This is a genomic window from Kordiimonas aestuarii (assembly GCF_025574465.1).
Lineage (GTDB): Bacteria > Pseudomonadota > Alphaproteobacteria > Sphingomonadales > Kordiimonadaceae > Kordiimonas > Kordiimonas aestuarii.
This window is the reverse complement of record NZ_JAOBPP010000020.1, coordinates 339,757-352,994: the sequence shown is the minus strand read 5'-3', so window position 1 is coordinate 352,994 and position 13,238 is coordinate 339,757. Positions and strand designations below refer to the sequence as shown.

The following is a 13,238-nucleotide window of genomic DNA, read 5'->3' as shown; positions in this document are numbered from 1 at the left end:
GCGGCGATTTGGGGCAGCTTATGCCGCCCCGGCCTCTTCATCTCCAGTCGTTTCCGGCTCTGAAATGCGGCCAAGGTCTTCACTGATAAGGCGAATCAGGTCATTTTGCGCCATGTCAATCGCCGACGTGACCGCAGATGCAAACCCGTGAGCATTGGCGCCGCCATGGCTTTTCATCACCAGACCATTGAGACCGAGGAACACACCACCGTTATGGTTATTGGGGTCCAGGTGATCCCGAAGCGACCTGAGGCCATGCCGTGACAGCAGATAGCCTAGCTTGGTCGACATTGATGACCGGAACGCCCGCCCCAGAAGTTCGGTCATAAGCCGGGCCGTGCCTTCCGCCATCTTGAGCGCCACGTTACCGGTGAAACCATCGGTTACCACAACATCCACGACACCCGCGCCAACGTCATTCCCTTCAACATAGCCAGTGAAATCAAGCGGCAGGTGCTTGGAGGCGCGCAGCACATCCGCAGCGGCCTTGATCGTGTCTTTGCCCTTGAGCTCCTCGGTGCCGACATTCAAAAGCGCAACAGTCGGATTCGACAAGCCCAATACAGTCCGCACGTAGGCCGCGCCCATGATGGCAAACTGCACAAGGTTTCCGGCGTCACATTCCACATTGGCGCCAAGGTCAAGCATCACGCTCTCCCCCCGAAGGGTTGGCAATGGTGAAATCAGCGCCGGACGGTCGATGCCCGGCATGGTGCGCAGGATAAATTTTGCCAGCGCCATCAGCGCGCCGGTGTTGCCAGCAGAGATAGCCACGTCAGCGGAGCCATCCTTGACGGCCTGCAGCGCAAGCCCCATGGAGGAATTGCGCGCGCGGCGCAGCGCCTGCGACGGCTTCATGTCGCTGGAGACCACCTCGTCGGTGTGAAAAAGGTCACTTGCCTTGGCAAGCTCGGGGTGCGCCTCAAGAAGCGGCTTGATCTTTGTCTCATCACCGTAAACGTGAAACCGCGTTCCCGGAAAAAGAGTACGTGCCTGTGCGATGCCCTCTATGACCATGCCTGGTGCATGGTCGCCCCCCATGGCGTCGACCGCAATGGTTATTTCTCTTGCCACGAATAATTATCCAATCTCAAACGTTGGCGTGCTTTTTTATTATACGTGCCCTCGTGCCAGCCCTCAACCCATACACAAGGAACCCTTCTTCGGCTGACCATAGCGAATTTAATCGCTACTTCAAGATTCCTTGCGCAGCTTCTCAAGAACAGCGAAGGGATTCGGCTTCTTCAGCTCCGGCTCGTTGACAGAAATATCTTTTTTATTTTCTATACTTATCTCGGCACCTTCAACCCTGGGGTAAGGGTTCATATTGATTGAAACCGTCTGCGCCACGATGTCGCCAAGCGGGATAATATCCCCCTCAAGGGCATCATATTCAGGTGCGGCAGGATCAAGATAAACCTCTTCCTCATCCATGCGGTCCGCCATTTCAGGGCTAACGAGCATGAGGGTAAAATCGCTCTTGACCGTTTCCGTTACCGGATCAAGTGTGACGATGCAACGTTGGGTAAGTGCGGCTTCCAACTGGCCCGAAACCTCAATCCCCACATCGGGGCCCTTGTCCTTTACCTGCACGTCCGCTTTGAGTGCAGAAAAACCGGCGAGGTCAAAACGTTCCGCCAGCGCATTACATTCCTCCTCACTGGCTTCAAGGTGATAGGCCCGCCCTTCCCGGTCTACATCCGTGAGAGGCAGGGTGAAATTCAGGGAAATCTCTTTACTCATTGTCTGCTCCTTCCTGAGTGGCAGGCATGGGCGTAGGTGCGCTTGGCACCGGCTGGGGAAACTCAAATGATAGCGTTTTGATTTCTTCCACGCTATAGGCGGCAAGCTTTTTACGGGCATCAAGGATATAGGCCGCCATATCCGGTGCCCTTGAGACGGCTTCCTTTTTGTAAAGGTTGCGCGCAATTGCAGTTGCCAGCTCGGCTTGCGGGTCATCCGCCTCCACCGCGGCGGCGTAGGCCTTCAAGCGGCCAAACCAGGCGACCCCCATTTTTTTGACCTCACGGCCAATTCCCATGTCACCCACGCCCATTTCGCGCAGCGACCTGTCCATGTCGGCGACCATGGCTTCCTGAATCTGGCGGCGCAGCCTAGCCGTCGCCTCGCCTTCCGTGGCAAGCCGATTCTGAATCAGGAACATATGAAGCAAAATCATATCAAACCGGCCATCCAGCGTGTCAGTCACCTCAAGGCCTGTATAAAATACGGGCTGCCGGGCCTGGCCTACCAGTTTGCCATAAAGGGCATAGGCTGTTTTTTTGCTTTTGAAACCGGGAAACAGGCGCTCAAGCATGCGCTTTCCTCCAAATCGCCGTAATTCGACAATAGTCGAATACAGGTAAAAGATATGCTTAATTTGCCGTGGCTCTAACACGGAGCCTTGCACCATGCAATGCTGGCGGCTATTAAGGCTTCTGGAAGTTTTGATCCGCAATTGTCCGAAAGTAGGTTCAAGCGATGATATCACGAGTAAAAAGCCGCGCCATCAAGCCAATCATACTGTGCCTGGCTGCCGGTGTAGCACTGTCGGCATGCGGTAACACGCGCATGGTTCGCGGTTATGTTTTTGATAAACAGCTGGCAGATGCGATCCAGCCCGGCGTTGATAACCGCCAGTCGGTAGAATCGACACTGGGCACACCCAGCGTGAAGGCATCGTTTAACGACAACAAATGGTATTATGTCTCCACCACGGTTCGCGTACGCCCCGTTTTCTGGCCGGACCCCAAGGAACACCGTGTGATGGCAGTCGCCTTCAACGATGCCGGCGTGGTTACCGATGTGCAGAATTTTGACATGGCCGCCATGCGCGACGTCAACCCGGTGGGTGACAAGACACCAACCCGTGGCCGTGACCTGAACTTCTTCCAGCAGATTTTTGGCAACGTGGGTCGCTTCTCGGGTGCCGCGCCTGTGGGTTCAGGCGAAAACCGTGGGCCGAACGGCTAACCGGTCTAAAACAACAAAACAAAGCAAAAGCCCCGGCAACACCGGGGCTTTTCTTTTTGAATTGGTCGATGCCTTTAGTGTGCCAGCATGGCCAGCAACAGTAGTGCCACGATGTTGGTAATCTTGATCATCGGGTTCACTGCCGGGCCGGCCGTATCCTTGTAAGGGTCACCAACCGTATCACCGGTCACAGCTGCTTTATGAGCCTCTGAGCCCTTGCCGCCGTGATTACCGTCTTCGATATACTTTTTGGCGTTATCCCATGCACCGCCACCGGCTGTCATGGAAAGCGCGACAAAAAGCCCGCCGACAATCACGCCCAGAAGGAGCGCGCCAACCGCAGCAAACGCCGCTGCCTGCCCTGCGATGGCATTGATGACAAAATAGGTCGCGATAGGCGCAGCCACCGGCAGGAGGCTCGGCACGATCATTTCCTTGATGGCTGTTTTGGTCAGAAGGTCAACCGAACGCGCATAGTCAGGCTTGGATGTACCCGCCATGATGCCAGGGTTGTCACGGAATTGGGCCCGGACTTCCTCTACCACTTGGCCACCCGCACGACCGACAGCGGTCATCCCCATGGCACCAAAGAGGTACGGCAGAAGCGCGCCAATAAACAGCCCGACAACCACATAGGGATTGGAAAGGCCAAAATCGACCGTGATATGCGAAAAGAACTTGTCCAGGTCAGCCGTATAAGCGCCAAAGAGCACAAGGGCCGCAAGACCGGCGGAGCCAATGGCGTATCCCTTGGTCACAGCCTTTGTTGTATTACCCACAGCGTCGAGTGCATCTGTGCGGTTCCGCACTTCTTCGTCAAGACCTGCCATTTCGGCAATACCGCCCGCATTGTCTGTTACCGGACCATAGGCATCTAGGGCAACCACCATACCAGCAAGCGCCAGCATTGCCGTGGCGGCAAAACCAAGCCCCAGAACACCGGCAAGCTGGTGCGCGACGATAATCCCGGCGCAAATCACCAGTGCCGGTAGCGCCGTTGCCTCAAGCGAGATGGCTAGCCCCTGAATGACGTTGGTGCCGTGGCCGGTTTCGGATGCCTTGGCAATGGAGCGGACCGGACGATAGTCGGTGCCTGTATAATATTCCGTGATCCAGATAATAACCCCGGTCACCACAAGGCCCACAAGGCCACAATAGTATAGCGTTCGACCGGTAAAGACGACACTGCCCGTCTCGAATGGGCGGTTCATGTCACCCCCCAGCGCCCACTCCATCGCGAACCACATGGCAACGGCCGACAAGACCGCCGTCACGATAAAGCCCTTGTAGAGCGCGCCCATGATCGACTGGCTTTTGCCCAGCTTCACGAAATAGGTACCGATGATCGAGGTCAGGATACAGACACCGCCAATAATCAGCGGCAATTCCATGATTTCAGCAGCCCCGCTTGCGATAAAGAGCGCGGACAGCACCATGGTTGCACCAACCGTGACCACATAGGTTTCAAAAAGGTCAGCAGCCATACCGGCGCAGTCACCCACGTTGTCACCCACGTTATCGGCGATCACCGCAGGGTTGCGGGGGTCATCTTCTGGGATGCCAGCCTCGACCTTGCCAACAAGATCAGCGCCCACATCAGCACCCTTGGTAAAGATACCGCCACCCAGCCGGGCAAAGATGGAGATAAGCGAGGCACCGAAGCCGAGCGAAACAAGACCATCAATCACCGGACGGTCCGTTGGTTCAATGCCCATGGGGCCAATGAGGATATAATAATACCCGGCGACCGCGAGCAAGGCGAGGCCAGCCACTAGCATGCCGGTCACAGCACCAGACCGGAAGGCAATGGTCAGACCTTCCTGAAGCCCTGTACTGGCAGCTTGCGTGGTGCGTACGTTGGCTTTCACCGAAATGAGCATACCGATATAACCGGCTGCGCCCGAGAGTACGGCACCAATAACAAAGCCAAGCGCCGCAAGCGGGCTGATGGCGAAGAACAGCGCGATCGCGACAACCACGCCAACGATGGCGATTGTGCGATACTGACGGTTGAGATACGCACCGGCACCAGCCTGAATGGCTGCTGCGATTTCCTGCATTTTCTCGGAGCCTGCGCTGGCAGACAGAATAGATTGACGCGTTACAATGCCGTAAATTACGGCCGCAACACCGCAAGCAATAGCGGCGTATAATACTTCCATGGGATATCCCCTCCCTAAAACGGACCCAAATGTTGGTCTTACCGGGCGGAGAAATTCCCCTATACATGCCGCCCAGATTGATTAGGCGAACCCCATACTCCTGACTAACTAAAAACTAGACAGGGTGGCCACCAATCACCTTATGGAGCAAAATGCGGCCTTGCAACCGCCAAAGTGAGGCGCCGCCCTGCAGCACGGCGATGTTTTTTATATTTTTGGCTAGATTCCGCGCTTTTAACGATTGAGCCGCATGGCGTTTTTAACCCGAACGGCCTCAACCACGCCCTTGCCGAGAATCTCATTGGCTTTGGCGGTAAGGGTGGTGCCAATCTTGTCCACATCCAGTTCCAGCGGCGAGTCTTCTCGCATCAGGTCTGTCCGGCTGATCGCGGACACAAACGCATGTTGCAGTTGTGTTTCCGCCCGGCGCACCGCAATTTGGTGATCATCACCCCGCACCTGTACAGCCAGATCAACAAAATAGTTCCCAAGGAAACGCTGACCGTTTTCAGTTTTTGCGTAAATCGGCACAGCGATGCGTTCGAAATCAATATCAATGAGAGGCCCCTTGGGCGCCTTCTTGACCTGTTCCGTCTTGGTGCCATCTTCACCGCCACCTGCGCTTTTGGAGTAATAATATCCAAGCCCACCACCGACGGCTAAACCGCCGAGTAGCCCAAGCACCAGAAGTACCTTGCCTGATCCGCCGCCCTCAGTTTCAATCGAAGATGGATCCTGTGCCATATGCGCGCCTTTTATCCCTAAGTTTCAAAATGTTGATAGCCGGTGCGTGCACTTTGCACCAGCTCGCCGTTTTGATCAACAAGGCGTATGCCAGCCGTGTCGGAGATGCGACCAACGACGGTTACCCGCACACCTGTTTTTCCGGCAACGGCATCAATCTCGCGGCGTTTTTCCTCAGGTGCAGTAAACACCAGTTCATAGTCGTCACCGCCGGTGTAGACCAATCCCGCAAGGTCCGGGTTTTCGCCCACAAGCTCCCGCACACGGCTCGACACCGGCAATTTGGCTTCCTCTATATCCGCGCCCAGTCGCGACGTTTCACAGATATGGCCCAGATCAGCCAGCAGTCCGTCCGAGATGTCGGCAGATGCGCTTGCAAGCCCCACAAGCGCGGGACCCAGTGTTGTGCGCGGCGTGGGATAATGATAGCGCCGGGCCAGTCCGTCATCCGGGTCCAGCTCCCCCAGCAGGCATTTAAGGCCCAAGGCGGCATCGCCCAAAGTGCCGGACACAAAAACTAGGTCGCCAGCGCCTGCACCGTTCCGTCGCAGCATTTGCCCAACCGGTACATCGCCCATTGCCGTCACACTGACCATCACCGGCCCGGGGCTGGAGGTGGTGTCACCGCCGGCGAGGGTGATGCCGTATTCTTCCTGCATTTTTTTAAGCCCTGACGCAAAGCTTGAGAGCCAGATTTCATCAATATCTCTGGGCAGGCAAAGGCCAAGGAAATAACATTTTGGTATAGCGCCTTTAGCGGCGAGGTCGGAAAGATTAACCGCTAGCGCTTTGTGAGCAATGCTTCCGGGCGTGTCATTGTCAAAAAAATGCACCCCGCCGACGATCACATCCTTGGTCACAATCAGGCTTTTACCCGGTTGCGGGCTGAGGCAGGCGGCATCATCCGTCAGGCCAAGTCCTTCGGGGCCCGCAAGCGGGGCAAAATATTTTGCGATCAGGTCAAATTCGCCAGCCATATAATCCTCTCAGATGGGCAGGTTTCCCCGCCCGTGTGGGAGGCAAAGGCAGGCAGGCGCCTTAGCGGACAGCCTTTGCCAGTTTGTCGAGCACGCCATTGACGAATGAAGCTTCCGCCCGCTCAACAAAAGCATGGGCGATGTCGACATATTCGTTGATGATCACCGCCGTCGGCACATCCGGCCGTGCGGTGAGTTCATAGGCACCGGCACGCAGGATAGCACGAATAATGGCTTCAAGGCGATCAAGCGGCCAATCTTTTGCCAGACACGGCGCAATTGCCTCGTCAAACTCGTCCACGCGGCTCCATGCACCGGCCACGATATCGGAGAAGAGATCACCATCCGCGTCCACATACTGGTCGCCTTCAATCTCGGCACCCAGACGATGGCGAAGGTATTCTTCAATCACCATCGGCACTTTAGGCTCGTCTGACATTTCCAGTTGATAAAGCGCCTGCACTGCACCAAGGCGGGCCGCGCTACGTGGGCCACCTACTGGTTTCTTTTTGCCGCGTTCGGCCATTATTTTGCTCCAAACTTTGTTTTAAGGGCTATCATGGCCAGCGCAGCTTCCGCCGCGCCCCCGCCCTTGTTTTTGTCAGACCGGTTAGCGCGCGCCCATGCCTGGCTGTCGTCCTCAACCGTCAGTATGCCATTGCCGATCGCAAGATCATACCGAAGCGCAAGATCCTGAAGGCCGCGGGCGCTTTCGTCACAAACGGTATCATAATGGCTGGTCTCGCCGCGGATCACGCACCCAAGTGCCACGTAACCGTCGTATGAGACATTTTTACCGATGTGGGCAAACTTGATTGCCGCCGGGATTTCAAGGGCACCCGGCACCGCAACACGGTCCCATGTCGCATCGACGGCTTCAATCGCCTCAATCGCGCCCTGGGCCTGCTCATCGGCCAGTTCCTGATAAAACCGCGCTTCCACAATCAACAGATGGGGCGATGCCATAACGTTTAATCCTTAACTCTATAATTGGCGGCCAGATCAGGCCGTCGGAATTGGCCGCTGTTCTACGACATCAAGGCCGTATCCATCAAGGCCAACAATGTGGCTTGGCGTATTTGAATAGAGCACCATGTGCCGCACACCGATATCGCGCAGGATTTGCGCGCCGATACCGTATTCCTTGAGCGCGCCTTCCTTTTTGGCCGCCGGCGCTTTTTCGCCTTCAAGAAGCTGGCTTGGCCGCATGGCAGTAAGCCCCGGGAACAGCACAACAACGCCCTGCCCGTCAGCCTCGATGGCGTCCATCGCCCGCTGCAACTGGCCTGTGCGCGGGTGGTCAAGCCCGAGAATATCTTCATACGGGTTCAGCGAGTGCATGCGCACCGGTGTTGCTACCTCACCATCAATGTCACCCAGCACAAGGGCCACGGTCTCACGGCGGTCTGCCGTCGCCCGGTAGACGATCACCTTCCACTCTTTACCGCTTCTGCGCGGGAAGCTTGATTCCGAGACACGCTCCACCAGTACATCGTTCTTGAGGCGATACGCGATGAGGTCGCGGATGGTAGCCACCTTCAGGTCATGTTCCTTGGCAAACTCTACAAGGTCCGGCAGTCGGGCCATCGTACCGTCTTCATTCATAATCTCGCAGATAACAGCTGACGGGTTCAGCCCCGCGAGGCGGGAAATATCCACAGATGCCTCGGTGTGCCCTGCACGCACCAGAACACCGCCGTCCTGCGCCACAAGCGGGAAGACATGGCCAGGGCTTGCAAGGTCATCCTTGCCCTTCGCGGCATCAATCGCGACAGCAATAGTACGCGCCCGGTCTGCCGCGGAAATACCGGTGGTAACACCTTGCTTTGCCTCGATGGACACCGTGAAAGCGGTCTGGTGGCGGGCCTGGTTGTTGCTGCTCATCAGCGGTAACTCAAGTGCTTCCACACGTTTGCGGCTCATTGGCAGGCAGATAAGCCCGCGGCCATGACGCGCCATGAAATTGATCGCTTCCGGTGTGGCCATCTGGGCCGGAATGATCAGGTCACCTTCGTTTTCACGGTCTTCATCGTCCACGAGAATATACATGCGGCCGTTACGCGCATCTTCGATCACATCTTCGATGGGGGAGAGAAAATCTTGTGGCACAGCTTACCCTCTGTCCTGCAGGCGTGCGACGTAGCGCGCCAGAATATCAAATTCTACATTCACGCGGTCACCGCGCCTGGAATTGCGAAAGCTTGTTACCGACTGGGTATGCGGGATCAGGTTGATGGAAAAGCGGGTCACTCCGCCTTCGTCCACAACCTCATTCACTGTCAGCGACGCGCCGTCGATCGTCACACTACCCTTTTGTGCCACATGGGCACCGTGGGCATGCGGTACCGCAACCTCCATCACCACAGATTCACCAAATTGGTCAAAGCGTACAATGTCGCCAACACAATCAACATGGCCTGTGACGATATGTCCGCCCAGTTCGTCCCCTAGTTTGAGGGACCGTTCAAGGTTGATCTCGCACCCCTCGCGCCAGTCGCCCAAGTTGGTAACCTTCAGCGTTTCTGCTGACACATCGGCCTTGAACCAGCCATCACCCTTGTCAACAACGGTGAGACACACACCCGCGCACGCGATGGAGGCACCAATGTCCACCCGGCTCATATCATAGCGGGTGGAGATGGTAGCCTGCACATCCGATGTGCCTTTGGTGGCCGTCACGCGGCCAACATCTGTTACAATTCCGGTAAACATGGGCCTGAGTTACTCCGGCTTTTCATAGGATGCAAGCATATCCGCCCCGAGAGGGCGAATTGATTTGCACGTTAAATGGAGCGCATCCCCCAAGCTGGCAAGTCCCAAATCTGCGGTCATGGCTTTGCCGTCACCACCAATCAGCTTTGGCGCGGTAAAATGCTCAACCCTGTCTGCAAGCCCGCTTTTCAGAAACGACGCATGCACCTGCCCCCCGCCTTCCACCAGCACGCGGGTCAAGCCGCGTTCGCCCAGTGCCGTGGCAACCGACATCATATCGCTCAGGTCATTAAGCTGCATGACCTCGACACCTGCGCTTTCAAGCCGTTGTTGTTTTTGGGCATCCGCTGACTGGCACAGAACCAATGTCGGGATATTCCTTGCAGTTTCAACCAACGTGCTATCGGCGCTGATGCGTAACCTGCGGTCCAGAACGATGCGGGTGGGCGACCGGTCTTCCAGCCCTGGAAGGCGGCAGTCAAGGGCGGGATCATCGGCAAGTGCTGTGCCCACGCCGATAAGGATGGCGTCGTGCTGCGCGCGCAAAAGGTGGCCACAGGCGCGCGCTTCGGGCCCGGTAATCCACTTGCTTTCACCGTTTGCAAGCGCGATGCGGCCATCCATGCTGGACGCCATCTTGAGCGTGAAAAGCGGACGACCTTCGCGCACTTTCAGGAAAAAACCCGCGTTGATACGCGCGGCTTCAACCTGCCCAGCGCCAACGTCCACCCTAATACCTGCTGCCCGCAGCATGTCGAAGCCACGACCGGACACGCGCGGGTCGGGGTCACCGGTTGCGCACACTGCGCGACTGATGCCTGCCGTGATGAGCGCCTGGGCGCACGGCCCGGTATGGCCGGTATGGGAACAGGGTTCAAGCGTCACATATGCCGTCGCACCAAGTGCCCGGTCGCCCGCCTGCGCAAGTGCCACGGTTTCGGCATGCGGCCTGCCACCCCTTTGGGTAAAGCCTTGGCCGACAATGAGGTTATCTTTTACAATAACACAGCCTACGGCAGGGTTTGGGGCCACCATGCCAAGACCGCGCCGGGCAAGGCCCAGCGCGATTTTCATATGTTTCTCGTCTTCACGGGTAGTTGCCACCGTCGGCTCCCGTTCAGGGTTCCTCGCGGAAAACCTCGTCTTCCTCGGTACCGGTCATTTTGCCGAGGAACTTTTCAAAATCAGACGCTTCACGGAAGTTCCGGTACACGGACGCGTAGCGCACATAAGCAACCTGATCGAGGCTCTCAAGCCCTTCCATCACGAGGCGACCTATCTGTTCGCTGTCCACCTCATTTTCGCCCATCGATTCGAGCCGTCGCACAATACCGTTGATCATGCGCTCAACCCGGTCCGGGTCAACCGGACGTTTCCTCAGCGCGATATCAAGGGAGCGCTCCAGCTTGTTGCGTTCAAACGGCACCTTGCGGCCCGTCTTTTTGACAACCGTAAGCTCGCGCAGTTGCACCCGTTCAAATGTGGTGAATCTAGCTCCGCATGCAGGGCAAAACCGCCGCCTGCGGATCGCCGACTTATCGTCGGTCGGCCGTGAATCCTTGACCTGAGTGTCTTCGTGTTGACAAAACGGACAACGCATGGCGCCCCTAACTCCCCCTGATTTCTTCCTTTTTCAGCATGGGCCACGCCCCGATGAGCCTGACCCACACCTACCTGCAACCAGCTTAGCCCAATTGTGTATAGATGGGGAAGCGTTCACAAAGTTCGGCAACTTTTTTGCGGGCGGCTTCTTCGGCTGCGGTGTTATCGTCGGGGTTGGCGGCGAGACCGTCAAGCACCTCTGTAATCATGTCTGCAATTGCCGTGAACTCGGCCTCGGCAAAACCACGCGTGGTGCCTGCTGGCGTGCCAAGACGGATGCCCGAAGTGATAAACGGCTTCTCGGGGTCAAACGGCACACCGTTTTTATTGCAGGTCATGAATGCCCGCTCAAGCGCTTCGTCGGCTGCTTTCCCTGTCAGCTTTTTGGGCCGCAGGTCAACAAGCACAACATGGGTGTCGGTACCGCCGGAGACGATATCAAAACCGTTTTCCTTCAGACGCGCTGCCAGCACCTTGGCATTTTTGACAACCTGTGCCGCATAGTCCTTGAACTCGGGCTTCAGCGCTTCGCCAAAAGCCACAGCCTTGGCCGCGATCACATGCATCAGCGGGCCACCCTGCAAGCCGGGGAAGACCGCGGAGTTGATCTTTTTCGCGATATCTTCGCGGTTGGTCAGGACCATTCCGCCACGCGGGCCGCGCAGGGTTTTATGTGTCGTTGTGGTAACAACATCGGCGTATTCAAGCGGGTTTGGATGCTCACCACCAGCCACAAGACCCGCAAAGTGCGCCATATCAACCATCAACAGCGCGCCAACGCTATCCGCGATCTCGCGGAAACGCTTGAAATCGATCACACGCGGGTATGCCGAGCCACCGGCGATGATGATTGTCGGCTTGTGCTCCATCGCCATTTCGGCAACCTGATCATAGTCGATCAGCGCGTCTTCGCGGCGCACACCATATTGTACGGCATTGAACCACTTGCCGGAAAGGGCAGGCGCCGCACCGTGGGTCAGGTGGCCACCAGCATCGAGCGACATACCCATGATGGTGTCGCCCGGCTTGGTCAGCGCCAGCATCACCGCACCATTTGCCTGCGCGCCCGAGTGGGGCTGCACGTTGACAAAACCCGCGTTGAAGAGCTTTTTCGCGCGCGCCACCGCCAAGTCTTCTGCAATATCAACATGGTGACAGCCCTGATAGTAACGGCGGCCTGAATAACCTTCGGCATATTTGTTGGTCAGAACAGAACCCTGCGCCTCGAGCACGGCGCGGCTGACGATATTCTCGCTCGCAATGAGTTCGATCTGATCCTGCTGACGCTTCAGCTCACCATCCAGCGACGCGAGCAATTCCGGGTCGGTTTCAGAGAGGTGACTGGTGAAAAATCCGGCTTGGGTGAATTTGGTCATGGCGTAAATCCCTGAGCAGATATGTGGGCATGTAACTAGGCATGAATTGAGCAGTGACTTGGTCTACCCTCAAGCGCCGAGTTTGTCGACCCGCCTTTGGTGGCGGCCGCCTTCAAAATCGGTATTAAGGAAATTATCCACGCAGTCCCGGGCGGTCTCAACGCCGATCAGCCGCGCACCCAGAGCCAGGACATTCGCGTCGTTGTGCTGGCGTGCGAGCCGTGCGGCAAGGCCTGTTTGCACGAGTGCAGCCCGCACTGCCGGGTTACGGTTGGCCGCGATTGAAATACCGATACCGGAGCCGCAAACCACAACGCCACGTTTTGCATCACCACTGGCGATTGCTTTTCCCATTGCGATACCAAAATCCGGATAATCAACGGACTCGGGGCCATGACAACCAAGGTCAAGTACGTCAAAGCCACGGGCCTTGAGATCTTCTTTAATGTCTTCCTTGAGATCGAAGCCAGCGTGGTCGCTGGCAACGGCAATCGTTTCTGCACCCATGATTTTCTGATCCGGTTCTGGAGGTTGTGACATATGCCAAAGCGGCAAACCTTTAAAAGCAGCGCCTGATTAACATAGTTCCAAGTCGAACCCAAGCATACTGTTCGTCACAAGCAGCAATCGTAGCGCGCATAACAATATCTGATTTAATTACTTGTTAATCTTTTTTATTAACGATTTATTAA

15 protein-coding genes are annotated in these 13,238 nt (G+C 56.6%); 1 reads left to right on the top strand and 14 read right to left on the bottom strand.

All coding sequences use genetic code 11. From position 1 onward, the window contains the following. Nucleotides 1-18: 18 nt before the first annotated feature. From plsX to OEU85_RS11025, 3 genes are all read right to left on the bottom strand, one after another. Nucleotides 19-1,074 (bottom strand): phosphate acyltransferase PlsX, encoded by a 1,056-nt coding sequence (plsX, locus tag OEU85_RS11035; RefSeq protein ID WP_262691538.1) that lies wholly within the window; start codon nucleotides 1,072-1,074, stop codon nucleotides 19-21. Between the two features lie 120 nt (nucleotides 1,075-1,194). Then, on the bottom strand, nucleotides 1,195-1,743 hold the full coding sequence (locus OEU85_RS11030) for a YceD family protein (RefSeq protein ID WP_262691537.1): 549 nt from the start codon (nucleotides 1,741-1,743) through the stop codon (nucleotides 1,195-1,197). Next, complete coding sequence (locus tag OEU85_RS11025) at nucleotides 1,736-2,317, bottom strand: ubiquinol-cytochrome C chaperone family protein (protein ID WP_262691535.1); 582 nt, start codon at nucleotides 2,315-2,317, stop codon at nucleotides 1,736-1,738. Before OEU85_RS11025 ends, OEU85_RS11030 begins: the two co-directional genes overlap by 8 nt. Nucleotides 2,318-2,481: 164 nt before the next feature. Here OEU85_RS11025 and OEU85_RS11020 point away from each other — a divergent pair, with 164 nt between their 5' ends. Next, nucleotides 2,482-2,973 carry an outer membrane protein assembly factor BamE gene (locus OEU85_RS11020; RefSeq protein ID WP_262691534.1) on the top strand — a complete coding sequence of 164 codons (492 nt, stop codon included), beginning with the start codon at nucleotides 2,482-2,484 and terminating at the stop codon, nucleotides 2,971-2,973. Between the two features lie 74 nt (nucleotides 2,974-3,047). Here the strand turns inward: OEU85_RS11020 and OEU85_RS11015 are convergent, their stop codons facing one another. The 11 genes from OEU85_RS11015 to rpiB form a co-directional block, all read right to left on the bottom strand. Further along, nucleotides 3,048-5,135: a sodium-translocating pyrophosphatase gene (locus tag OEU85_RS11015; protein ID WP_262691533.1), complete on the bottom strand. Its 2,088-nt coding sequence runs from the start codon at nucleotides 5,133-5,135 to the stop codon at nucleotides 3,048-3,050. Nucleotides 5,136-5,369: 234 nt separating this feature from the next. Further along, the gene (locus OEU85_RS11010; protein ID WP_262691532.1) at nucleotides 5,370-5,879 is read right to left on the bottom strand and encodes a hypothetical protein; all 510 of its coding nucleotides are present in this window, start codon (nucleotides 5,877-5,879) and stop codon (nucleotides 5,370-5,372) included. Between the two features lie 17 nt (nucleotides 5,880-5,896). Next, entirely contained in the window at nucleotides 5,897-6,856 is a 960-nt protein-coding gene (gene thiL, locus OEU85_RS11005) for a thiamine-phosphate kinase (RefSeq protein WP_262691531.1), read from the bottom strand. Nucleotides 6,857-6,917: 61 nt separating this feature from the next. Next, on the bottom strand, nucleotides 6,918-7,382 hold the full coding sequence (nusB, locus tag OEU85_RS11000; RefSeq protein WP_262691530.1) for a transcription antitermination factor NusB: 465 nt from the start codon (nucleotides 7,380-7,382) through the stop codon (nucleotides 6,918-6,920). Then, complete coding sequence (locus OEU85_RS10995; RefSeq protein ID WP_262691529.1) at nucleotides 7,382-7,822, bottom strand: 6,7-dimethyl-8-ribityllumazine synthase; 441 nt, start codon at nucleotides 7,820-7,822, stop codon at nucleotides 7,382-7,384. The genes nusB and OEU85_RS10995 overlap by 1 nt, the downstream gene beginning before the upstream one ends. A 36-nt stretch (nucleotides 7,823-7,858) precedes the next feature. Next, the gene (ribB, locus tag OEU85_RS10990) at nucleotides 7,859-8,965 is read right to left on the bottom strand and encodes a 3,4-dihydroxy-2-butanone-4-phosphate synthase (protein ID WP_262691528.1); all 1,107 of its coding nucleotides are present in this window, start codon (nucleotides 8,963-8,965) and stop codon (nucleotides 7,859-7,861) included. Between the two features lie 3 nt (nucleotides 8,966-8,968). Continuing rightward, nucleotides 8,969-9,568: a riboflavin synthase gene (locus tag OEU85_RS10985; RefSeq protein ID WP_262691527.1), complete on the bottom strand. Its 600-nt coding sequence runs from the start codon at nucleotides 9,566-9,568 to the stop codon at nucleotides 8,969-8,971. A 9-nt stretch (nucleotides 9,569-9,577) separates the two neighbouring features. Continuing rightward, entirely contained in the window at nucleotides 9,578-10,672 is a 1,095-nt protein-coding gene (gene ribD / locus OEU85_RS10980; protein ID WP_262691526.1) for a bifunctional diaminohydroxyphosphoribosylaminopyrimidine deaminase/5-amino-6-(5-phosphoribosylamino)uracil reductase RibD, read from the bottom strand. 13 nt (nucleotides 10,673-10,685) lie between these two features. Next, complete coding sequence (gene nrdR / locus OEU85_RS10975) at nucleotides 10,686-11,168, bottom strand: transcriptional regulator NrdR (RefSeq protein WP_262691525.1); 483 nt, start codon at nucleotides 11,166-11,168, stop codon at nucleotides 10,686-10,688. An 85-nt stretch (nucleotides 11,169-11,253) separates the two neighbouring features. Continuing rightward, nucleotides 11,254-12,546 (bottom strand): serine hydroxymethyltransferase, encoded by a 1,293-nt coding sequence (gene glyA / locus OEU85_RS10970; protein WP_262691524.1) that lies wholly within the window; start codon nucleotides 12,544-12,546, stop codon nucleotides 11,254-11,256. A gap of 69 nt (nucleotides 12,547-12,615) precedes the next feature. Then, on the bottom strand, nucleotides 12,616-13,053 hold the full coding sequence (gene rpiB / locus OEU85_RS10965; RefSeq protein WP_262691523.1) for a ribose 5-phosphate isomerase B: 438 nt from the start codon (nucleotides 13,051-13,053) through the stop codon (nucleotides 12,616-12,618). Nucleotides 13,054-13,238: the final 185 nt, after the last annotated feature.

Coding starts and splice junctions, on each gene's coding strand:
- OEU85_RS11010 (WP_262691532.1), bottom strand. CDS start 5,879: ATGGCACAGGATCCATCTTCGATTGAAACTGAGGGCGGCGGATCAGGC.
- OEU85_RS11020 (WP_262691534.1), top strand. CDS start 2,482: ATGATATCACGAGTAAAAAGCCGCGCCATCAAGCCAATCATACTGTGC.
- OEU85_RS11025 (WP_262691535.1), bottom strand. CDS start 2,317: ATGCTTGAGCGCCTGTTTCCCGGTTTCAAAAGCAAAAAAACAGCCTAT.
- nusB (WP_262691530.1), bottom strand. CDS start 7,382: ATGGCCGAACGCGGCAAAAAGAAACCAGTAGGTGGCCCACGTAGCGCG.
- nrdR (WP_262691525.1), bottom strand. CDS start 11,168: ATGCGTTGTCCGTTTTGTCAACACGAAGACACTCAGGTCAAGGATTCA.
- OEU85_RS10985 (WP_262691527.1), bottom strand. CDS start 9,568: ATGTTTACCGGAATTGTAACAGATGTTGGCCGCGTGACGGCCACCAAA.
- OEU85_RS11030 (WP_262691537.1), bottom strand. CDS start 1,743: ATGAGTAAAGAGATTTCCCTGAATTTCACCCTGCCTCTCACGGATGTA.
- OEU85_RS11015 (WP_262691533.1), bottom strand. CDS start 5,135: ATGGAAGTATTATACGCCGCTATTGCTTGCGGTGTTGCGGCCGTAATT.
- glyA (WP_262691524.1), bottom strand. CDS start 12,546: ATGACCAAATTCACCCAAGCCGGATTTTTCACCAGTCACCTCTCTGAA.
- OEU85_RS10995 (WP_262691529.1), bottom strand. CDS start 7,822: ATGGCATCGCCCCATCTGTTGATTGTGGAAGCGCGGTTTTATCAGGAA.
- rpiB (WP_262691523.1), bottom strand. CDS start 13,053: ATGGGTGCAGAAACGATTGCCGTTGCCAGCGACCACGCTGGCTTCGAT.
- thiL (WP_262691531.1), bottom strand. CDS start 6,856: ATGGCTGGCGAATTTGACCTGATCGCAAAATATTTTGCCCCGCTTGCG.